The 21,199-nt window shown below is 56.2% G+C and carries 19 protein-coding genes; 17 read left to right on the top strand and 2 right to left on the bottom strand.

Features of this window, described 5'->3' with window-relative positions; translation table 11 throughout:
• Positions 1 to 21: 21 nt before the first annotated feature.
• The 17 genes from ispC (at position 22) to S7A_RS15155 (ending at position 20,593) form a co-directional block, all read left to right on the top strand.
• Positions 22 to 1,218: a 1-deoxy-D-xylulose-5-phosphate reductoisomerase gene (ispC, locus tag S7A_RS15235; protein ID WP_009091990.1), complete on the top strand. Its 1,197-nt coding sequence runs from the start codon at positions 22 to 24 to the stop codon at positions 1,216 to 1,218.
• A gap of 181 nt (positions 1,219 to 1,399) precedes the next feature.
• The gene (gene ispU, locus S7A_RS15230; protein ID WP_009091989.1) at positions 1,400 to 2,152 is read left to right on the top strand and encodes a (2E,6E)-farnesyl-diphosphate-specific ditrans,polycis-undecaprenyl-diphosphate synthase; all 753 of its coding nucleotides are present in this window, start codon (positions 1,400 to 1,402) and stop codon (positions 2,150 to 2,152) included.
• Positions 2,153 to 2,170: 18 nt separating this feature from the next.
• Positions 2,171 to 3,028: a phosphatidate cytidylyltransferase gene (gene cdsA, locus S7A_RS15225; RefSeq protein WP_009091988.1), complete on the top strand. Its 858-nt coding sequence runs from the start codon at positions 2,171 to 2,173 to the stop codon at positions 3,026 to 3,028.
• Positions 3,029 to 3,040: 12 nt separating this feature from the next.
• Positions 3,041 to 4,390, top strand: a complete 1,350-nt coding sequence (gene rseP, locus S7A_RS15220) for a sigma E protease regulator RseP (RefSeq protein WP_009091986.1) — start codon at positions 3,041 to 3,043, stop codon at positions 4,388 to 4,390.
• A 51-nt stretch (positions 4,391 to 4,441) separates the two neighbouring features.
• Complete coding sequence (bamA, locus tag S7A_RS15215; protein WP_009091984.1) at positions 4,442 to 6,853, top strand: outer membrane protein assembly factor BamA; 2,412 nt, start codon at positions 4,442 to 4,444, stop codon at positions 6,851 to 6,853.
• Between the two features lie 107 nt (positions 6,854 to 6,960).
• Positions 6,961 to 7,458: a molecular chaperone Skp gene (gene skp / locus S7A_RS15210; RefSeq protein WP_003852644.1), complete on the top strand. Its 498-nt coding sequence runs from the start codon at positions 6,961 to 6,963 to the stop codon at positions 7,456 to 7,458.
• Between the two features lie 3 nt (positions 7,459 to 7,461).
• On the top strand, positions 7,462 to 8,487 hold the full coding sequence (gene lpxD, locus S7A_RS15205) for a UDP-3-O-(3-hydroxymyristoyl)glucosamine N-acyltransferase (RefSeq protein WP_009091982.1): 1,026 nt from the start codon (positions 7,462 to 7,464) through the stop codon (positions 8,485 to 8,487).
• Positions 8,488 to 8,639: 152 nt separating this feature from the next.
• Entirely contained in the window at positions 8,640 to 9,095 is a 456-nt protein-coding gene (gene fabZ, locus S7A_RS15200) for a 3-hydroxyacyl-ACP dehydratase FabZ (RefSeq protein WP_009091980.1), read from the top strand.
• A 3-nt stretch (positions 9,096 to 9,098) separates the two neighbouring features.
• Positions 9,099 to 9,887, top strand: a complete 789-nt coding sequence (lpxA, locus tag S7A_RS15195; protein ID WP_009091978.1) for an acyl-ACP--UDP-N-acetylglucosamine O-acyltransferase — start codon at positions 9,099 to 9,101, stop codon at positions 9,885 to 9,887.
• 3 nt (positions 9,888 to 9,890) lie between these two features.
• Entirely contained in the window at positions 9,891 to 11,039 is a 1,149-nt protein-coding gene (lpxB, locus tag S7A_RS15190) for a lipid-A-disaccharide synthase (RefSeq protein ID WP_009091977.1), read from the top strand.
• Positions 11,032 to 11,658: a ribonuclease HII gene (rnhB, locus tag S7A_RS15185; RefSeq protein WP_009091975.1), complete on the top strand. Its 627-nt coding sequence runs from the start codon at positions 11,032 to 11,034 to the stop codon at positions 11,656 to 11,658. Before lpxB ends, rnhB begins: the two co-directional genes overlap by 8 nt.
• Positions 11,659 to 11,689: 31 nt before the next feature.
• Entirely contained in the window at positions 11,690 to 15,172 is a 3,483-nt protein-coding gene (dnaE, locus tag S7A_RS15180; protein WP_009091973.1) for a DNA polymerase III subunit alpha, read from the top strand.
• A 12-nt stretch (positions 15,173 to 15,184) separates the two neighbouring features.
• The gene (accA, locus tag S7A_RS15175) at positions 15,185 to 16,141 is read left to right on the top strand and encodes an acetyl-CoA carboxylase carboxyl transferase subunit alpha (RefSeq protein WP_009091971.1); all 957 of its coding nucleotides are present in this window, start codon (positions 15,185 to 15,187) and stop codon (positions 16,139 to 16,141) included.
• Between the two features lie 168 nt (positions 16,142 to 16,309).
• Positions 16,310 to 18,460: a lysine decarboxylase LdcC gene (locus S7A_RS15170; protein ID WP_009091970.1), complete on the top strand. Its 2,151-nt coding sequence runs from the start codon at positions 16,310 to 16,312 to the stop codon at positions 18,458 to 18,460.
• A gap of 66 nt (positions 18,461 to 18,526) precedes the next feature.
• The gene (locus S7A_RS15165; RefSeq protein WP_009091968.1) at positions 18,527 to 18,916 is read left to right on the top strand and encodes a VOC family protein; all 390 of its coding nucleotides are present in this window, start codon (positions 18,527 to 18,529) and stop codon (positions 18,914 to 18,916) included.
• Positions 18,917 to 18,968: 52 nt separating this feature from the next.
• Positions 18,969 to 20,288, top strand: a complete 1,320-nt coding sequence (gene tilS / locus S7A_RS15160; RefSeq protein ID WP_009091967.1) for a tRNA lysidine(34) synthetase TilS — start codon at positions 18,969 to 18,971, stop codon at positions 20,286 to 20,288.
• Positions 20,285 to 20,593, top strand: a complete 309-nt coding sequence (locus tag S7A_RS15155) for a cytochrome c (RefSeq protein ID WP_009091966.1) — start codon at positions 20,285 to 20,287, stop codon at positions 20,591 to 20,593. Before tilS ends, S7A_RS15155 begins: the two co-directional genes overlap by 4 nt.
• 40 nt (positions 20,594 to 20,633) lie before the next feature.
• Here the strand turns inward: S7A_RS15155 and rof are convergent, their stop codons facing one another.
• Positions 20,634 to 20,894 carry a Rho-binding antiterminator gene (gene rof / locus S7A_RS15150; RefSeq protein WP_009091965.1) on the bottom strand — a complete coding sequence of 87 codons (261 nt, stop codon included), beginning with the start codon at positions 20,892 to 20,894 and terminating at the stop codon, positions 20,634 to 20,636.
• A complete protein-coding gene (locus tag S7A_RS15145) occupies positions 20,884 to 21,081 on the bottom strand; it encodes a YaeP family protein (protein WP_009091964.1) in 198 nt (65 codons plus the stop codon). The genes rof and S7A_RS15145 overlap by 11 nt, the downstream gene beginning before the upstream one ends.
• Positions 21,082 to 21,199 lie beyond the last annotated feature (118 nt).

Here is a 21,199-nt window from a genome sequence, read left to right as displayed (position 1 = left end):
TGACTTCACACGGATAGCTTCATGAAGCGATTAACTCTGCTGGGATCAACCGGCTCAATCGGCACCAGCACGCTGGCGGTGGTTCGCGCCAATCCGGCGCTCTATCAGATTACAGCACTGGTGGCCGGTCATAACGTGGCGCTGATGGCCGAACAGTGTGCAGCCTTTACCCCGCGCTACGCCTGCATGGCAGACGAAGCCTCCGCTGCTGCGTTGCGTGAGCGACTGAGAGCAATCAGGGTCAATACTGAAGTGCTCTCCGGCGTTCAGGCAGCCTGTGAGCTGGCCGCGCTGGATGAGGTGGATCAGGTGATGGCGGCGATTGTTGGCGCCTCCGGCCTGCTGCCGACGCTGGCAGCCATCCGTGCCGGAAAAACCGTGCTGCTGGCGAACAAAGAGTCCCTTGTCACCTGCGGCCGTTTGTTTATGGAGGCCGTGCGTCATCATCACGCACAGTTACTACCGGTCGACAGCGAGCATAACGCCATTTTTCAGAGTTTACCGGCTACCATCCAGCATCAGTTAGGTTACGCTGACCTGCGGGATAATGGCATTGAGTCGATTATCCTTACGGGATCAGGTGGTCCTTTTCGTGACACAGATTTAGCCGATCTCAGCGCCATGTCGCCCGATCAGGCCTGTGCTCATCCGAACTGGTCGATGGGGAGAAAAATCTCTGTCGACTCGGCCACCATGATGAATAAAGGTCTTGAGTACATTGAAGCCCGTTGGTTGTTCAACGCCAGCGCAGCGCAGATGGAAGTGATACTTCACCCGCAGTCGGTGATTCACTCCATGGTGCGATACTGCGATGGCAGCGTGCTGGCTCAGTTAGGTTCACCGGATATGCGTACGCCCATTGCTCACAGCATGGCCTGGCCTTCGCGCATCAATGCAGGCGTGACGCCGCTGGATTTCACCCGCATGTCGGCGCTGACGTTTGCTGAACCTGACTTTAATCGCTACCCCTGTCTGAAGCTGGCCATTGATGCCTGCGAAGCAGGGCAGGCGGCCACCACCACGCTCAATGCAGCCAACGAGGTTGCCGTTGCGGCTTTCCTGAATCACCAGATCCGCTTTACCGACATCGCTGCGCTGAACAGTGCGGTGCTGGCGGCACAGGTGTGTGCGGAACCGGATTCGGTGGACGCTGTCCTTGAAATCGATCGCTCTGCGCGCGCGCGGGCAACAGAAATATTGTCGCGCTTCACGTCGTGACGCCGATCGATATGAGGCCATTTGTTCGCTTCAGGTGAAAATGGTATAGTCGCTGGCTCGCGTTTCACGGTCTGTCACCGAATTCGGTGTGGCCCGACACTGAGAATCTGTCGGGATTTGAATCGGGCGCAATGTATTCAGAAACCACAGCATTTCTGATGAAAGGAATTGGTTAAGCGTTATGTCGTCTAACAATCACAACAACACTGATGACCAGCAGGGAAACGGTCCGCGCCACGTCGCTATCATCATGGATGGCAACGGTCGCTGGGCCAAAAATCAGGGAAAATTGCGCATTTCAGGCCACAAAGCGGGCGTCAAGTCGGTACGTCGTGCCGTCAGCTTTGCTGTCAGCAACAATCTCGAAGCCCTGACGCTTTACGCCTTCAGCAGTGAAAACTGGAGCCGTCCGGCGCAGGAAGTCACCGCGTTAATGGAACTGTTTGTCTGGGCACTCGACAGTGAAGTGAAGAGCCTGCACAAACACAACGTCCGGTTACGCGTCATTGGCGATACCAGCCGATTCAGCCCGCGTATTCAGGAACGTATTCGCCGTTCTGAGACGCTGACTGCAAATAATAGTGGCCTGACGCTCAACATTGCTGCCAACTATGGCGGCCGTTGGGATATTATCGAAGGCGTGAAAAAACTGGCTGAACAGGTTCAGGAAGGCTTACTGCGTCCTGACCAGATTACCGAAGAGAGCCTGACGTCGCAGCTCTGTATGCAGGAGCTGGCGCCAGTGGATTTAGTGATAAGGACCGGGGGAGAGCATCGGATTAGCAACTTCCTGCTGTGGCAGATTGCCTATGCTGAATTCTATTTTACCGATGTGCTCTGGCCGGATTTCGATGAACACGTTTTTGAAGGTGCACTGAATGCATTCTCTCTGCGGGAGCGTCGTTTTGGCGGCGCTGCACCAGGCGGCGCCTGAGCAATCTGGGGGTAACCTTTGCTGAAGTCTCGTCTGATTACCGCGTTAATTTTAATTCCGCTGGTAATAGCTGCACTGTTCTGGTTACCACCTGTGGGTTTCGCAATTACCACCATCATTATCTGTATGCTGGCCGCCTGGGAATGGGGTCAGCTGGCAGGGATGGCATCCCGTCAGCAGCGCGTCTGGCTGGCGGTTCTTTGTGGCCTCTTACTGGCCCTGATGCAGTTTACTCTGCCTCCTTATCAGCATGATGTGCATCTGCCGCAGGTGGCGACATCGCTCTGGGCGTCGCTGGTGTGGTGGGTCGTTGCGCTGCTGCTGGTTCTCTCCTATCCCGCTTCGGCCGCCTTCTGGCGCCATTCACGTCCGCTTCGCCTGCTGTTTGGTCTCTTAACCCTGGTGCCTTTTTTCTGGGGCATGATGGCGCTGCGCCAGTATCACTATGAAACCGATCACTTTGCCGGGGCCTGGTGGCTGCTGTTTGTCATGCTGCTGGTGTGGGGCGCGGATTCAGGGGCCTACATGTTTGGCAAGATGTTCGGCAAACACAAGCTGGCGCCAAAGGTCTCACCGGGTAAAACCTGGGAAGGTTTTCTGGGCGGTCTGGTCTCTTCCGCGCTGATTGCGCTGCTGTTCGCAACGCTGGCCCCTCTGACGGTGTCAGCTGGCACGCTGGTGGTCTGCGCGGTGATTGCGACCCTGGCGTCGGTGCTGGGTGATCTCACCGAAAGTATGTTCAAACGCGAAGCGGGCATCAAAGACAGCGGTAATCTGATCCCCGGTCACGGCGGGATTCTGGATCGCATTGATAGTCTGACTGCGGCAGTGCCGGTGTTTGCCTGTTTATTGCTGCTGGTGTTTCGCACCCTTTAAGGACAGGCAAAGATGTTGAGCATAATCTGGAGTTTTGTCGCCTTTATCGTTGCGCTGGGCGTGCTGATTACCGTCCATGAATTTGGCCATTTCTGGGTCGCCCGTCGCTGCGGCGTCAAAGTTGAACGCTTTTCTATCGGTTTCGGTAAATCACTCTGGCGGCGTCGTGACCGCCAGGGCACCGAGTTTGTCATCGCGCTGATTCCCCTTGGCGGCTACGTGAAAATGCTCGACGAGCGTGTCGAGAGCGTTCCCGCCGAACTGCGTCATCAGGCTTTCAACAACAAAGCCGTCTGGCAGCGCGCTTCCATCATTGCGGCGGGTCCTGTCGCTAACTTCCTCTTTGCCATCTTTGCCTACTGGGTTGTGTTTATTCACGGCGTGCCGGGTGTGCGCCCGGTAATCGGTGAAATTTTAAACGGTTCGGTCGCGGCGGAAGCGCAAATTGCACCCGGTATGGAACTTAAGGCGGTTGACGGTATCGAAACGCCTGACTGGGATGCTGTGCGTATGGCGTTGGTGGGTAAAATCGGCGACAGCAGCACAACCCTGACGGTGGCACGATTTGGCGAGGACGCGACCCAGGAGAAACAGCTGGATTTGCGTAACTGGCAGTTTGAGCCAGACAAGCAGGATCCGGTTGTCGCGCTGGGCATCCGGCCACGTGGTCCACAGATTGAGACCACGCTGGCAGAAGTGCAGGCGAACTCGCCAGCCAGTGAAGCCGGTTTGCAAGCTGGCGACAGGATCGTTAAAGTCGATGGTCAGCCATTATCGCAGTGGCAGACTTTTGTCACGCAGGTCCGGGATAACCCGGGCAAAAGCATGGCGCTTGAGGTGGATCGCGGCGGTGATGCAATTACGCTGACCATGACGCCAGAAGCCAGATCGGGCAGCAAAGGCGAAGGATTTGCGGGTGTTATCCCGCGCATTGTCCCGCTGCCGGAAGAGTACAGAACGGTAAGACAGTATGGCGCGTTTGCGGCTATCGGTGAGGCCAGTGTAAAAACCTGGCAGCTGATGAAGCTTACCGTTTCTATGCTGGGCAAGTTAATCACGGGTGATGTGAAGCTGAACAACCTGAGCGGGCCAATCTCGATTGCGCAGGGTGCAGGGTTGTCAGCAGAGTATGGGTTGATTTACTACCTGATGTTCCTGGCGCTGATCAGCGTCAACCTGGGCATCATCAACCTGTTCCCATTGCCGGTTTTAGATGGTGGGCATCTGCTCTTCCTGGCGATCGAAAAGATCAAAGGTGGACCGGTGTCCGAGCGAGTTCAGGACTTTAGTTATCGCATCGGTTCGATTTTGCTGGTGCTGTTAATGGGGCTTGCACTTTTCAATGATTTCTCCCGTTTGTAACCGCTGGAACGCGAACATTCAGGGGATGTGTTAGGAAAACGCATAATAACGATGGCGATGAAAAAGTTGCTCATAGCGTCGCTGCTGTTTAGCAGCGCCACCGTTTACGGTGCAGACGATTTCGTGGTGAAGGATATTCATTTCGAAGGGCTGCAGCGAGTCGCCGTCGGCGCGGCTCTGCTGAGCATGCCAGTTCGGGTTGGCGATACGGTGAATGACGATGATGTCAGAAACACCATTCGCTCACTGTTCGCGACTGGCAACTTTGAGGATGTTCAGGTCCTGCGAGACGGTACAACGCTGATTGTCCAGGTCAAAGAACGTCCTACCATTGCCAGCATTACCTTCACCGGTAACAAAGCGGTGAAAGAGGATCAGCTGAAACAGAATCTGGAAGCCTCCGGTGTGCGTGTCGGCGAAGCGCTTGACCGTACCACGCTCTCTTCTATCGAAAAGGGCCTGGAGGATTTTTACTACAGCGTCGGTAAATATACGGCCAACGTGAAAGCGGTGGTCACGCCACTGCCGCGTAACCGTGTCGATCTGAAGCTGGTCTTTACGGAGGGTGTGTCTGCCAAAATTCAGCAGATCAACATCGTCGGTAACAAGGCGTTCAGTTCTGATGAACTGATCTCCCGCTTCCAGCTGCGCGATGAAGTGCCATGGTGGAACGTGGTCGGCGACCGTAAATACCAGAAACAGAAACTGGCCGGTGACCTCGAAACCCTGCGCAGCTTCTATCTGGATCGCGGCTACGCCCGCTTTAATATCGATTCGACCCAGGTCAGCCTGACGCCGGATAAAAAAGGCATCTACATCACGGTCAACATCACTGAAGGCGATCAGTACAAAATCGCAGGCGTGATCGTGAATGGCAGCATGGCAGGCCACTCAGCAGAGATTGAACATCTGACCAAAATTCCGGCAGGCGAGCTCTATAACGGCGCCAAAGTCACGAAGATGGAAGATGACATCAAGAAACTGCTGGGCCGCTACGGCTACGCCTATCCGCGCGTCGTGACACAGCCTGAAATCAACGATGCTGATAAGACCGTCAAACTGCACATCAACGTCGATGCCGGTAACCGCTACTACGTGCGTCATGTTCGCTTTGAAGGTAACGACACCTCAAAAGATGCGGTGCTGCGTCGTGAAATGCGTCAGATGGAAGGGGCCTGGCTGGGCAGCGACCTGGTCGAGCAGGGCAAAGAGCGTCTTAACCGCACCGGTTACTTTGAAAACGTCGATGTGGATACCCAGCGCGTGCCAGGTTCACCGGATCAGGTTGATGTGGTCTACAAGGTTAAAGAGCGCAACACCGGGACTTTCAACTTCGGCGTCGGTTACGGCACCGAGAGTGGCGTAAGCTTCCAGGTCGGGGTCACGCAGGATAACTGGCTGGGCACCGGTAATACCGTTGGCATCAGCGGCACCAAAAATGACTACCAGACCTATGCCGAGTTCTCGCTGACTGACCCTTACTTCACCGTAGATGGGGTGAGTCTGGGTGGTCGTCTGTTCTATAACGACTTTAAAGCGGACAATGCAGACCTCTCTGACTACACCAACAAGAGTTATGGTCTGGATGGCACGCTGGGCTTCCCGGTTAACGAAAACAACACTCTGCGTGTCGGTCTGGGCTATGTCCACAACGACCTCTCTAACATGCAGCCGCAGGTGGCGATGTGGCGTTATCTGGATTCAGTCGGCAAGCCGCAGCAGCTGGATGATAAAGGCGAATTCTCTGCTGATGACTTCACCTTCAACTACGGCTGGACCTACAACACGCTGGACCGTGGCTTCTTCCCGACGGCGGGTAACCGCACCAACCTGAACGGTAAGGTGACGATTCCTGGCTCAGACAACAGCTTCTACAAGGCCACGCTGGATACCCAGCAGTATGTGCCGATTAACCAGGATCACACCTGGGTGCTGTTGGGTCGTGGCCGTGTGGGTTACGGCGATGGTCTCGGCGGCAAAGAGATGCCGTTCTATGAGAACTTCTACGCCGGTGGTTCCAGTACCGTTCGTGGCTTCCAGTCCAATACCATTGGTCCGAAGGCTGCCTACTACAATAACAACTCGTCGAATTGCCGCCTGGCCGATCCGGATGGCATCTGTAAGTCTGACGATGCGGTCGGCGGAAACGCCATGGCGATTGCCAGCCTTGAGCTGATCACGCCAACGCCGTTCCTGAGCGAGAAGTATGCCAACTCGGTACGTACCTCGGTGTTTGTCGATACCGGTACCGCATGGGATACCCACTGGGAAAACACGGCCGAAACTCGTGCGGCGGGCATTCCGGACTACAGCGATCCTAACAATATACGCGTTTCAAGCGGTGTTGCGCTGCAGTGGATGTCACCGCTCGGCCCGCTGGTGTTCTCTTACGCCCAGCCGATAAAGAAAGTGGATGGAGACAAGTCAGAGCAGTTCCAGTTTAACATTGGTAAAACCTGGTAATGTTCTGAGCATGGATGCATAGCTGAAGTCTTGCTGCCGGACAGCGCAGGCTGTTCCGGGGCAAACACTGTGTCGCTGACACAAACGTTGATGGTAAGGAGTTTATAGTGAAAAAGTTGTTGTGTGCCGCAGGTCTGGGTCTTGCTTTAGCGGTTTCCGCTGGTGTTCAGGCTGCTGACAAAATTGCAGTGGTAAACGTGTCCAGCATTTTCCAACAGTTACCGCAACGTGCGACTGTTGCTAAACAGCTGGAAAATGAGTTCAAAGGCCGTGCAACTGAGCTGCAGAGCCAGGAACGCGATCTGCAAACTAAAATGCAGCGTTTACAGCGTGACGGCTCTACCATGAAGGCCAGCGAACGCAGCCGTATGGAAAAAGATGTCATGTCTCAGCGTGAAGCTTTCTCTTCAAAAGCCCAGGCCTTTGAGCAGGATAACCGCCGTCGTCAGATGGAAGAGCGTAACAAGCTGCTGAGCCGCATTCAGGACGCCGTGAAGAAAGTCGCTGACAGCGATGGTTACGATGTCGTGATCGACGCGAACGCGGTGGCTTATGCATCAAACGCAAAAGACATTACTGCTGACGTGCTGAAACAGGTTAAATAATTCATGGCATCTATTCGACTGGCTGATTTAGCCCAGCAGTTGGATGCAGAATTGCACGGAGATGGCGATATCGTCATCTCCGGCATTGCTTCTATGCAATCCGCCACAACTGGCCAAATCACATTTCTTGCAAACAGCCGTTACCGCGAGCAACTCGCCCTGATAAAGGCTTCAGCCGTGGTGCTGACGGAAGCGGATCTGGAGTGGTGCAATACGGCAGCGCTGGTGGTGAAAAATCCCTACCTGACCTATGCGCGTATGGCACAGATACTCGATACCACCCCCCAGCCCGCGCAGAATATCGCGCCCAGTGCGGTGATCGACCCTTCAGCCCGACTCGGCAACAACGTCGCGATTGGTGCTAACGCCGTAATCGAAGCAGATGTGGAGCTGGGCGACAACGTGGTGATCGGCGCAGGCTGCTTTGTGGGCAAAAAAACCCGCATCGGTCGCGGCACCCGCCTCTGGGCCAACGTCTCCGTTTATCATGAGATTCAGATCGGCGAGGATTGTCTGATTCAGTCAGGCACCGTCATCGGTTCTGATGGCTTCGGCTATGCCAACGATCGCGGTAACTGGGTGAAAATCCCGCAGTTAGGCGCGGTAATTATCGGCGATCGGGTGGAAATTGGTGCCTGCACTACCATCGATCGCGGTGCGCTGGATAACACTCTGATAGGCAATGGTGTTATCATAGACAACCAGTGCCAGATCGCTCACAACGTAGTTATTGGCGACAATACTGCGGTTGCAGGCGGTGTGATCATGGCGGGTAGTTTGAAAATTGGACGTTACTGTATGATTGGCGGTGCCAGCGTCATTAACGGCCATATGGAAATCTGTGACAAAGTCACCGTGACCGGTATGGGCATGGTCATGCGTCCTATCACAGAGCCTGGCGTCTATTCCTCAGGCATTCCGCTGCAACCCAACAAAACCTGGCGCAAAACTGCAGCGCTGGTGATGAACATCGATGACATGAGCAAACGCTTAAAAGCCATCGAGCGCAAGGTCGGCAAAGACGACTGACCGCCATCCCAAAACTGACCGGCTTTCATAATAAAAATGTTAAGCAGGGAAGCCCGGCGCCACAGAACCTATTTGCGGCCTGCGGAAGATCATTTTGATCTGTGCAGGCTGTGTTATTGATGTCATCAGATTTTTAGGACAGGAAGAGTATTTTGACTACTGAAACTCATACTCTGAAAATTGAAGAGATTTTAGAGCTGCTGCCGCACCGCTATCCGTTTCTGCTGGTAGACCGCGTGCTGGAATTTGAAGAGCACAAATACCTGCGTGCAGTGAAGAACGTTTCTGTTAACGAACCGTTTTTCCAGGGGCATTTCCCTGGTAAACCGATTTTTCCTGGCGTTCTTATCCTGGAAGCGATGGCGCAGGCCACCGGTATTCTGGCGTTTAAAAGCGTAGGTAAACTGGAGCCAGGTGAACTCTATTATTTTGCCGGTATCGACAACGCCCGCTTCAAGCGCCCTGTGGTACCAGGCGACCAGATGATCATGGAAGTCACTTTCGAGAAAACCCGCCGTGGTCTGACCCGCTTCAAAGGCGTGGCGACTGTCGACGGTAAAATCGTTTGTGAAGCGACCATGATGTGTGCCCGCAGCCGGGAGGCATAATTCGTGATTGATCCAACCGCCACTATCCATCCCAGTTCTGTCATCGAAGAGGGCGCGGTTATCGGCGCCCGCGTTCACATTGGCCCGTTTTGCTTTATTGGCGCGAATGTGGAGATCGGTGAAGGAACGGTACTGAAGTCACACGTTGTGGTGAACGGCCACACGCGTATCGGTAAAGATAACCAGATCTATCAGTTCGCCTCTATCGGCGAAGTGAACCAGGATCTGAAATATGCCGGTGAGCCAACACGGGTTGAAATCGGCGATCGCAACCGCATCCGTGAAAGCGTGACGATTCATCGCGGCACCACTCAGGGTGGCCATGTCACCACGGTGGGCAGCGATAATCTGCTGATGGTCAACGTTCATATTGCGCACGACTGCGTCATCGGCAACCGCTGTATCTTCGCCAACAACGCGACCCTGGGTGGTCACGTCACGGTCGATGATTTCGCCATTATTGGCGGCATGACAGCGGTGCATCAGTGGTGCACTATTGGTGCGCACGTGATGGTGGGTGGCTGTTCCGGCGTGGCGCAGGATGTGCCGCCTTACGTTATTGCGCAGGGCAACCATGCCACGCCGTTCGGGATCAACATTGAAGGCCTCAAGCGCCGTGGGTTCAGCAAAGAGTCGTTGCACGCGATCCGCAACGCCTACAAGTTGCTCTATCGCAGCGGCAGAACGCTGGAGGAAGTGAAGCCGGAGATTGAAGCGCTTGCGCAGCAGCATAGCGAAGTGCAGCCTTTCTACGATTTCTTTGCCCGTTCAACCCGTGGATTAATTCGTTAATTCATGTCAGCGCGTCCTCTAACGATTGCCCTGGTCGCCGGAGAAACCTCCGGCGATATTCTTGGTGCAGGTCTGATTCGAGCCCTGAAAGCGCGCCATCCCGACGCGCGTTTTGTCGGCGTAGCCGGTCCGCTGATGCAGGCGGAAGGGTGTGAAGCCTGGTATGAGATGGAAGAGCTGGCGGTCATGGGCATTGTGGAGGTGCTGGGACGTCTGCGCCGTCTGCTGACGATCCGCCGCGATCTCACCCGGCGCTTTACCGAACTCCAGCCCGATGTGTTTGTCGGGATCGATGCGCCTGACTTCAATATTACGCTGGAAGGTAACCTGAAACGCGCCGGTATCCGTACCATTCACTACGTCAGTCCCTCTGTCTGGGCCTGGCGTCAGAAGCGCGTCTTCAAGATTGGTCGTAACACCAATCTGGTGCTGGCCTTCCTGCCGTTTGAAAAAGCGTTCTACGATCGCTTCAATGTTCCCTGCCGTTTTATCGGTCACACCATGGCGGATGCGATGCCGCTGCACCCTGACAAACAGGCTGCGCGTCGTCACCTAGGGATTGCCGATGATGCGCTCTGTCTGGCCCTGCTGCCCGGCAGTCGTGGCGCAGAAGTTGACATGCTCAGCGCCGATTTTCTCAAGACAGCCCGGTTACTGCGCCGTCACTATCCGGCGCTGGAAATCGTCGTTCCGCTGGTTAACGCCCGCCGGCGCGAACAGTTTGAGAAGATAAAAGCCGAAACGGCTCCCGACCTTCCTGTTTATCTGCTGGATGGTCAGGGACGCGAGGCGATGATCGCGAGCGATGCCGCACTTCTGGCGTCGGGCACTGCTGCGCTGGAGTGCATGCTGGCAAAATGCCCGATGGTGGTGGGGTATCGTATGAAACCGGCGACCTTCTGGCTGGCGAAACGGCTGGTGAAGACCCCCTATGTTTCGCTGCCCAATCTGCTGGCAGGGCGGGAACTGGTGAAAGAGTTACTGCAGGATGAGTGTCAGCCCGAAGCCCTGGCCGCGGCGTTAGATCCGCTGCTGCATGCCGGGCCTGAGCGCGAAACCCTGCTGCAGACGTTCAATGAATTACATCAACAGATCCGCTGGAACGCCGATGAACAGGCGGCGGATGCGGTACTGGAGCTGGTGAATGCCTGATTTTATCTATCCTGCCGCCACGCTGATTGCCGGTGTGGACGAAGTCGGGCGCGGCCCGCTGGTTGGCGCGGTCGTTACGGCGGCGGTGATCCTCGATCCGGTCAACCCGATTACCGGGCTGGCGGACTCGAAGAAGCTGTCGGAAAAACGCCGGCTGGCCCTGTTTGACGAAATCAAAGAGAAGGCGCTGGCGTGGAGCCTGGGCCGGGCAGAACCGGAAGAGATTGACCAGCTGAATATCCTGCATGCGACTATGCTGGCGATGCAGCGTGCGGTTGCTGGCCTCTGCATTCAGCCTGACTATGTGCTGATCGACGGTAATCGCTGCCCGGCGCTGCCGATGCCGTCGCAGGCGGTAGTCAAAGGGGACAGTCTGGTCGCTGAGATCAGCGCCGCTTCTATCATTGCCAAGGTCTCCCGCGACCGTGAAATGGCTGAACTCGATCTGCTGTTCCCGCAATATGGCTTTGCACAGCACAAAGGCTATCCGACAGCGCTGCACATGGAAAAGCTGACGCAATATGGCGCGACCCCGCACCACCGTCGCAGTTTTGCTCCTGTCCGCAACGCGCTGATCGATGCGGACGTACTGGCCGCCAGCCAGCCCCATACGCTTTAATAGCCTGACGCTGTTTTAACCGGAAACTGATATGGCTGAACCCCGTTTTATACATCTGCGCGTCCACAGTGACTATTCGATGGTTGATGGCCTGGCGAAAACCGGGCCGCTGATCAAAAAGGCGGCTGCGCTCGGCATGCCCGCGATTGCGATCACCGACTTCACTAACCTGTGTGGCCTGGTGAAATTCTACGGCGGGGCGCACGGCGCAGGGATAAAACCGGTTATTGGTGCCGATTTTAAGGTTGCCAGCGAGCTGATGGGGGATGAACTCACGCAGCTGACCGTGCTGGCGGCGAACAATACCGGCTATCAGAACCTGACGCTGCTGATCTCCCGCGCCTATCAGCGTGGCTATGGCGTGGACGGGCCGATTATCGATCGCGACTGGCTGATGGAATTGCAGGAAGGGTTAATCCTGCTGTCAGGCGGACGCCGCGGAGATGTCGGCCGCAGCCTGCTGCGCGGAAACAGCGCGCTGGTTTCACAGTGCCTCTCTTTTTATCAGCAGCATTTCCCTGACAGATACTATCTGGAACTGATCCGCACCGGCCGGCCGGATGAAGAGAGCTACCTGCACGCGGCGGTGGAGCTGGCGATTGCCGAAGGCATTCCTGTGGTCGCGACCAACGAAGTCTGCTTTATCAATGAAGAGGATTTCGACGCGCATGAAATCCGCGTGGCCATCCATGACGGCTATACGCTGGATGACCCCAAGCGTCCGCGCAACTACAGTCCTCAGCAATATATGCGCAGCGAAGCGGAGATGTGCGAGCTCTTCTCGGACATCCCGGAAGCGCTGGAAAACAGCGTAGAGATTGCTAAGCGTTGTAACGTCACGGTCCGGCTGGGCGAATACTTCCTGCCGCAGTTCCCGACCGGTGATATGACCACGGAAGATTATCTGGTCGCGAAATCCCGCGAGGGGCTGGAAGAGCGTCTGGTGTTCCTGTTCCCGGACGAAGCTGAGCGGCTGCAGAAACGCCCGGAATATGATGAGCGTCTGGAGGTTGAACTCAACGTAATCAACCAGATGGGCTTCCCGGGCTACTTCCTGATCGTGATGGAGTTCATCCAGTGGTCCAAGGATAATGGCGTGCCGGTCGGGCCGGGTCGTGGTTCCGGTGCCGGTTCGCTGGTGGCCTATGCGCTGAAAATTACCGATATCGATCCGCTGGAGTTTGACCTGCTGTTCGAACGTTTCCTGAACCCGGAACGTGTCTCAATGCCCGACTTTGACGTCGATTTCTGCATGGAGAAGCGTGACCAGGTGATTGAACACGTCGCGGACATGTACGGGCGTGAAGCGGTTTCACAGATCATCACTTTCGGCACCATGGCGGCGAAAGCGGTTATTCGTGACGTTGGCCGCGTGCTGGGTCATCCTTATGGTTTCGTGGATCGCATTTCCAAACTGATCCCGCCCGATCCCGGCATGACGCTGGAAAAAGCCTTTATTGCTGAACCGCAGCTGCCTGCCATGTATGAGGCAGATGAAGAGGTCAAAGCGCTGATCGACATGGCGCGTAAGCTGGAAGGGGTCACGCGTAACGCCGGTAAACATGCCGGTGGCGTGGTCATCGCGCCAACGAAGATCACCGATTTTGCGCCGCTCTACTGCGATGAGCACGGCCAGTTCCCGGTGACCCAGTTCGATAAAAATGATGTGGAATATGCCGGCCTGGTGAAGTTCGACTTCCTGGGGCTGAGAACGCTGACCATCATCGACTGGGCGCTGAAGATGATCAACCCGCGCCGGGAAAAGCAGGGGCTGGAGCCGATCGATATCGCCTCTATCCCGCTGGATGACAAGAAAAGCTTCGATATGCTGCAGCGCTCGGAAACCACCGCGGTATTCCAGCTTGAATCGCGCGGCATGAAGGATCTGATCAAACGTCTGAAGCCCGACTGCTTTGAAGATATGATCGCACTGGTGGCGCTGTTCCGTCCGGGGCCGCTTCAGTCCGGCATGGTGGATAACTTCATCGACCGTAAGCATGGTCGTGAAGCGATCTCCTATCCCGATATCCAGTGGCAGCATGAAAGCCTGAAACCGGTGCTGGAGCCGACATACGGCATCATTCTTTATCAGGAACAGGTGATGCAGATCGCCCAGGTTCTCTCCGGTTACACCCTGGGGGGCGCAGATATGCTGCGTCGCGCCATGGGGAAAAAGAAACCGGAAGAGATGGCCAAGCAGCGCTCCGTTTTCCGTGACGGTGCTGAAAGCATGGGCATCGACGGCGAACTGTCGATGAAGATCTTCGATCTGGTAGAAAAATTTGCAGGCTATGGCTTTAACAAGTCACACTCTGCGGCTTACGCACTGGTCTCTTACCAGACGCTATGGCTGAAAGCGCACTATCCGGCAGAGTTTATGGCCGCGGTAATGACCGCCGATATGGATAACACCGAGAAGGTGGTAGGCCTGGTCGATGAGTGCTGGCGGATGGGACTGAAGGTGCTGCCGCCCGATATCAACTCCGGCCTCTATCCCTTCCATGTGAATGACGCAGGTGAAATTGTTTACGGTATCGGTGCGATAAAAGGGGTCGGTGAAGGCCCGATCGAAGCGATCATTGATGCGCGAAACGAAGGCGGTTACTTCCGCGAGCTGTTTGACCTCTGCGCCCGAACCGACACCAAAAAGATCAACCGTCGGGTGATGGAAAAACTGATCATGTCCGGGGCCTTTGATCGCCTGGGGCCGCATCGCGCCGCGCTGATGAGTGCGCTCGGTGACGCGTTAAAAGCGGCCGATCAGCATGCGAAGGCGGAGGCGATTGGCCAGGCAGATATGTTTGGCGTGCTGGCGGAAGAGCCGGAGCAGGTAGAGAAATCGTACGCCAGCGTCACGCGATGGCCGGAGCAGGTGCAGCTGGATGGCGAACGGGAAACCCTGGGGCTCTACCTGACCGGGCACCCGATTAATCAGTATCTGAAAGAAATTGAGCGTTACGTTGGCGGGGTGCGGCTGAAAGATATGCATCCAACCGACCGGGGGAAAATTACCGTGGCGGCCGGTCTGGTGATCGCTGCACGGGTAATGGTCACCAAACGCGGCAACCGAATTGGTATCTGTACTCTGGACGATCGTTCTGGTCGTCTTGAGGTGATGTTATTTACCGATGCGTTAGATAAATACCAGCAGCTGCTGGAGAAAGACCGAATCCTGATCGTCAGTGGACAGGTCAGCTTTGATGACTTCAGTGGTGGCCTTAAAATGACCGCTCGTGAAGTTATGGACATCGACGAAGCTCGCGAAAAATACGCGCGCGGACTTGCTATCTCGCTGACGGACAGGCAAATTGATGACCAGCTATTAAACCGACTCCGTCAGTCCCTGGAACCTCATCGATCAGGGACGATTCCGGTGCATCTCTACTATCAGAGAGCCGACGCGCGAGCGAAGCTGCGCTTTGGGGCAGCGTGGCGAATTTCGCCCAGCGATCGTTTACTTAACGATCTGCGCTCGTTGATTGGATCGGAGCAGGTGGAACTGGAGTTTGACTAGAACAGGAACATTATGAGTCTTAATTACCTGGATTTTGAACAGCCAATTGCAGAACTCGAAGCGAAGATTGATTCGCTGACTTCAATTGGTCGTCAGGATGATAAACACGTTAATCTGGATGAAGAAGTTCAGCGCCTGCGCGAGAAGAGCGTTGAGCTGACCCGTAAAATCTTCGCCGATTTAGGCGCATGGCAGATCGCTCAACTGGCGCGCCATCCTTTGCGTCCTTATACCTTTGACTACGTCCGCAACGCGTTCGACGATTTCGATGAGCTGGCGGGCGACCGTGCTTATGCGGATGACAAAGCGATTGTTGGCGGTATTGCGCGTCTGGATGGACGTCCGGTGATGATCATCGGGCACCAGAAAGGCCGTGAAACCAAAGAGAAAATTCGCCGTAACTTCGGCATGCCAGCACCGGAAGGCTATCGCAAAGCGCTGCGCCTGATGGAGATGGCTGAGCGCTTCAAAATGCCTGTCATCACCTTCATCGACACCCCGGGTGCTTATCCGGGTGTGGGCGCGGAAGAGCGCGGGCAGTCTGAAGCGATTGCGCGCAACCTGCGTGAAATGTCTGGCCTGAAAGTACCGGTCATCTGTACGGTCATCGGTGAAGGCGGTTCAGGTGGTGCACTGGCCATCGGCGTGGGCGATAAAGTGAATATGCTGCAGTACAGCACCTATTCCGTTATCTCGCCGGAAGGCTGTGCCTCTATTCTGTGGAAAAGTGCAGATAAAGCGCCGCTGGCTGCGGAAGCGATGGGCATTACCGCTCACCGTCTGAAAGAGCTGAAGCTGATTGACTCCGTAATCCCGGAGCCGCTGGGTGGCGCGCATCGCCGTCCGGTCGACATGGCGCAGTCTCTGAAGCAGCAGCTGCTGGCCGATCTGGCCGAACTCGATGGGTTAAGCACTGAAGAGCTGCTGGACCGTCGTTATCAGCGCCTGATGAGCTACGGCTACGCCTGATAAGTGCACTTCCATAAAAGCGGACTCCGGTCCGCTTTTTTTATGCCTGCACTTTCCCTCCACACGCTCACTCGCCGCTTTCAGTTTCCTCCTGGCACCGCCTCGCTACACCTTATGGGGGTTAGCGGTTATGCTTGACCGGTTCCACCACAATCAGGGAGACAGGCATTGAATATTCTGGCGATCATGGGCGCGCACGGCGTGTTTTACAAAGATGAACCGTTACGCGAACTCGACGCGGCGTTAAATCTGCAGGCCTTCCAGCTGCTTTACCCGAAAAACAGTGACGATCTGCTGAAACTGATCGAACACAACCCGCGTATCAGCGGCGTTATCTTCGACTGGGATGCGCACAACAGCCCCGAACTGTGCGGAGAGATTAATCAGCTAAACGAATACCTGCCTCTGTATGCCTTTATCAATACCCACTCGCAGATGGATATCAGCATCAATGAGATGCGTATGCCGCTGCACTTTTTTGAGTATGCGCTGAATGCCGCCGAGGATATCGCGCTGCACATCCGGCAATACACGGATGACTATCTTGACCACATCACGCCGCCGCTAACCAAAGCGCTGTTCACCTATGTGAAAGAGGGCAAGTACACCTTCTGCACGCCGGGCCATATGGCGGGCACCGCGTTTCAGAAGAGCCCGGTCGGCTGTCTGTTCTACGATTTCTTCGGGGCTAACACCCTGAAATCAGACATCTCGATTTCGGTGACCGAGCTGGGTTCGCTGCTTGACCACACCGGGCCGCACCTGGAAGCGGAAGAGTATATCGCGCGCACCTTCGGCGCTGAGCAGAGTTATATGGTGACCAACGGCACCTCGACCTCAAATAAAATTGTCGGGATGTATGCCGCTCCGGCGGGCAGCACCGTGCTGATCGATCGCAACTGCCACAAATCGCTGACCCATCTGCTGATGATGAGCGATCTGATCCCGATCTGGCTGAAGCCGACCCGCAATGCGCTGGGGATCCTTGGCGGCATCCCGAAGCAGGAGTTCACCCGCGACGCGATAGCGCATAAAGTGGCATCGACTGACAGAGCCACCTGGCCGGTGCATGCGGTCATTACTAACTCCACCTATGACGGGCTGCTCTACAACACCCAGTACATCAAAGAGACGCTGGCTGTGCCGTCGATTCATTTCGACTCCGCCTGGGTGCCTTACACCAATTTCCACCCGATTTATGCGGGCAAAAGCGGCATGAGCGGAGACCGCATTCCGGGCAAGGTGGTCTATGAAACGCAGTCGACCCATAAACTGCTGGCGGCGTTCTCTCAGGCATCCATGATCCACATTAAAGGCGACTACGACGAGCAGACGTTTAACGAAGCCTACATGATGCACACCACCACCTCACCTAACTACGCCATCGTCTCCTCTATTGAAACCGCTGCTGCCATGCTGCGCGGCAATCCGGGTAAACGTTTGATCAATCGCTCGGTCGAACGCGCGCTTCATTTCCGCCGTGAGATCCAGCGGCTGCGTGAAGAGTCTGACAGCTGGTTCTTTGACATCTGGCAGCCGGAACAGGTTGACGAAGCGCAGTGCTGGCCGATCCAGCCGGGCGACGAAGCGTGGCATGGATTCACGCAGGCCGATCGCGATCACATGTATCTCGATCCGATCAAGGTGACAATCCTGACGCCGGGCATGAGCGAGCTGGGTGAGATGGCGGAAGAGGGGATCCCGGCGGCGCTGGTGGCGAAGTTTCTGGATGAGCGCGGCATCGTGGTGGAGAAAACCGGCCCCTATAACCTGCTGTTCCTGTTCAGTATCGGCATCGATAAAACCAAGGCGATGAGCGTGCTGCGCGGGCTGACCGAATTTAAACGCGCCTACGATCTGAATCTGCGGGTGAAAAACATGCTGCCGGATCTCTACGCAGAGGATCCCGACTTCTATCGCAACATGCGCATTCAGACCCTGGCGCAGGGGATCCATCAGCTGATCCGCCATCACGATCTGCCGCGTCTGATGCTGCAGGCATTCGACGTGCTGCCTGAAATGAAGATGACACCGCATCAGGCGTTTCAGCAGCAGGTGAAGGGCAACATCGAAACGGTGGATATCAGTGAGCTGGTCGGGCGGGTTTCGGCCAACATGATTCTGCCCTATCCGCCGGGCGTTCCCCTGGTGATGCCGGGAGAGATGATCACTGAGAAGAGTCGCGCGGTGCTCGATTTCCTGCTGATGCTGTGCAGCATTGGCCGGCACTATCCGGGGTTTGAAACCGACATTCACGGTGCCAGCCTGACGGAAGAGGGCGAATACCGTGTGCGCGTGCTGAAAAACGACCCGGCATGAATTTTTAAATCTTATCAGCGGCGGGATGCCTGACTCAGGCATCCTGCCCGAATCAGGATATTCAACATGTTGCAGTTAAACGCTATTCACCACATCGCCATCATCGCCTCTGACTATCCGCGCAGCAAAGCCTTCTATTGCGATGTGCTGGGCTTTCGACTGATGGGCGAAGTTTACCGCGAAGCGCGCGACTCCTGGAAAGGCGATCTTGCGTTAGGGGATCGCTATACCATTGAGCTTTTCTCGTTTCCCGAACCCCCTGCACGGGTCAGTCACCCTGAGGCGTGCGGTCTGCGCCATCTGGCCTTTACCGTGCCGGATGTGGCCGCAGCGGTGGCGACGCTGGCTGAAAAAGGTGTGATCTGCGAGCCGATTCGCATTGATGAACTCACCGGTAAAGCCTGTACTTTCTTTGCCGACCCGGATGGTTTGCCGCTGGAGCTCTATCAGGCGTAAACTAGCGCGCTCGGCGGGCGACATTCAGTGGCCCGATATTCTGGATTCTGCGATGTCTTTGCCCGCTTTTGACTCACTGCTGCAACCGGACGCTGCCCTGGTGGTCGCGTTCAGCGGCGGACTTGACTCCACCGTGCTGCTGCATCAGCTTCGCGACTGGCAGCAGCAGCATCCTCAGTCGCGTCTGCGGGCGCTGCATGTTCACCACGGACTCAGCCCGAATGCTGACCGCTGGGCGGCCCACTGCCAGGCGATATGCGAACAGTGGCAGCTGACGTGTGACGTGCTGCACGTCACCGTTGACGGCAGTGAAAAGGGCATTGAAGCGGCGGCACGCACCGCCCGTTATCAGGCGCTGGGTGCGGCCCTGCAGCCGGACGAGCAGCTACTGACGGCGCAGCATCTCGACGATCAGTGTGAAACCTTTATGCTGGCGCTGAAGCGCGGCAGCGGTCCGGCAGGGCTGGCGGCCATGCCCGCAGTGCGCAGGCTGGGTTCCCATCGGCTGTTACGTCCTCTGCTTAATCAGTCGCGACAGTCGCTTGAAGCCTATGCTCATGCCCATCAGCTGGTGTGGATCGAAGACGAGAGTAATCAGGATCTGCGCTACGACCGTAACTTTCTGCGTCAGCGGCTGCTGCCTGAACTCTCTCAGCGCTGGCCCCACTTTGCCGAGGCGACCGCCCGAAGCGCAGCCCTGTGCAGTGAGCAGGAGCAGCTGCTGGATGAACTTCTCGCCGGAGAGCTGGCTGAGCGCGTCCAGCCGGATGGCAGTCTGCACTTTCCGCCGCTGATGACGATGAGTGAGCCGCGCGCTAACGCCTTACTGCGTCGCTGGATCGCCGGGCAGGGCGGAGCGATGCCCTCCCGCGACGCGCTGCAGCGCATCCGCCATGAGGTGATGGCGAGTCGTGAGGATGCGCAGCCTCGTCTGCGATTCGGACAGGCGGAACTGCGGCGATACCGGCAGCAGCTCTACTGGCTGCCGGTGCGCAGTTCGCTGCGCGATACGGTGCTGACGTGGCCCGAACGCTGCCAGCCGCTGACGCTGCCGCAAAGCCTCGGCACGCTGCGTGCCAGCCAGGCGCAGAGCCTGTTGCGCCATCCGCAGCCCGATGAGCAGGTCAGCGTGCGATTTCACGCGCAGGGCCAGGTGCATCTGGTGGGGCGGGAAGGCGGACGGGAGATGAAGAAGCTCTGGCAGGCACTGCATATTCCTCCATGGCAGCGCGAGCGGCTGCCGCTAATTTTTTATAATCAGACGCTGGTCTGTGTTCCGGATCTCTTTATCACCCGGGAGGGTGCGGCATGCGATGAGCAGGGCTGGCAGATTGTCTGGGACAGGGCCACCTGCACAGGAGCTGAACAATGAAAACGTGGCTGATCGGCGCCCTGATGGCCGCTTTATTACCGGCCTGGGCCGCTGGCGATGCGCAGCGTGGCGCAGAGAAAGCGGGCAGCTGTATGGCCTGTCATGGCGCGGAAGGCAAAGCGACCGTGCCGCTTTATCCCAGTCTGGCCGGGCAGCACGCCCCATATCTTGAACATGCGCTGCAGGCTTATAAAAAGGGCGAGCGCAGTGGCGGTCAGGCTGAGGTCATGAAGGCGTTTGTTGCGGGATTAAGTGATGACGATATGGCGGATCTGGCGGCGTATTACAGTTCGCTGCAGCCCTGAGTGTGACAGGGGCGGGGATGTCCCGCCCGGAAGGAGTGAATTACTCTGCGCTGACAACCACCGTGCCCAGCTCAGGATGGGTAAAGCTGGCGATGTGGTCGAGACGTAACTCGCGATGTTCACCAGAGAGATCGATAGCCAGATATTCCACGTTCTTACGTGAAAAAATCTCTTTCGCCTTTGCCTTCAGCTGCTCGCCATCTTTCATGTCCAGTGACAGCATCCAGTTTTTCTGACAGGCGAGTTCCAGGTTATCGTAATCATCGCAATTGATGGGGTGGTACGCTTCATTAATCAACATAGTCGCTCACCAATAAGTTAGCAGCGGCGTAGGCCGCCTGTTCCCTGACAGAAGAGTTTAGCTCACTATTTGCGGCAATATCATCAAGTGCCTTCAATGCGCAGCCAATCGCATCCGGTATGTAACCTAAATCTCCGCTACCGATTTCGGCATATTTGCGGCGAACTAACTCACAATAATTTTGCACATGATCCTCCTCGGCAGAGCGTAGATACTCTGATTAACTGGCGACTATACCATAGCCATTTGCAGGAAATCAGCCTGCGTAAAGCAGGAACAGCACGTAAAACACTGCTAAAGTGACA

The sequence above is a fragment of the Pantoea sp. Sc1 genome, assembly GCF_000255315.1.
Lineage (GTDB): Bacteria > Pseudomonadota > Gammaproteobacteria > Enterobacterales > Enterobacteriaceae > Pantoea > Pantoea anthophila.
The sequence above is the reverse complement of the archived record's forward strand: the minus strand, read 5'-3'. Positions and strand labels throughout refer to the sequence as shown.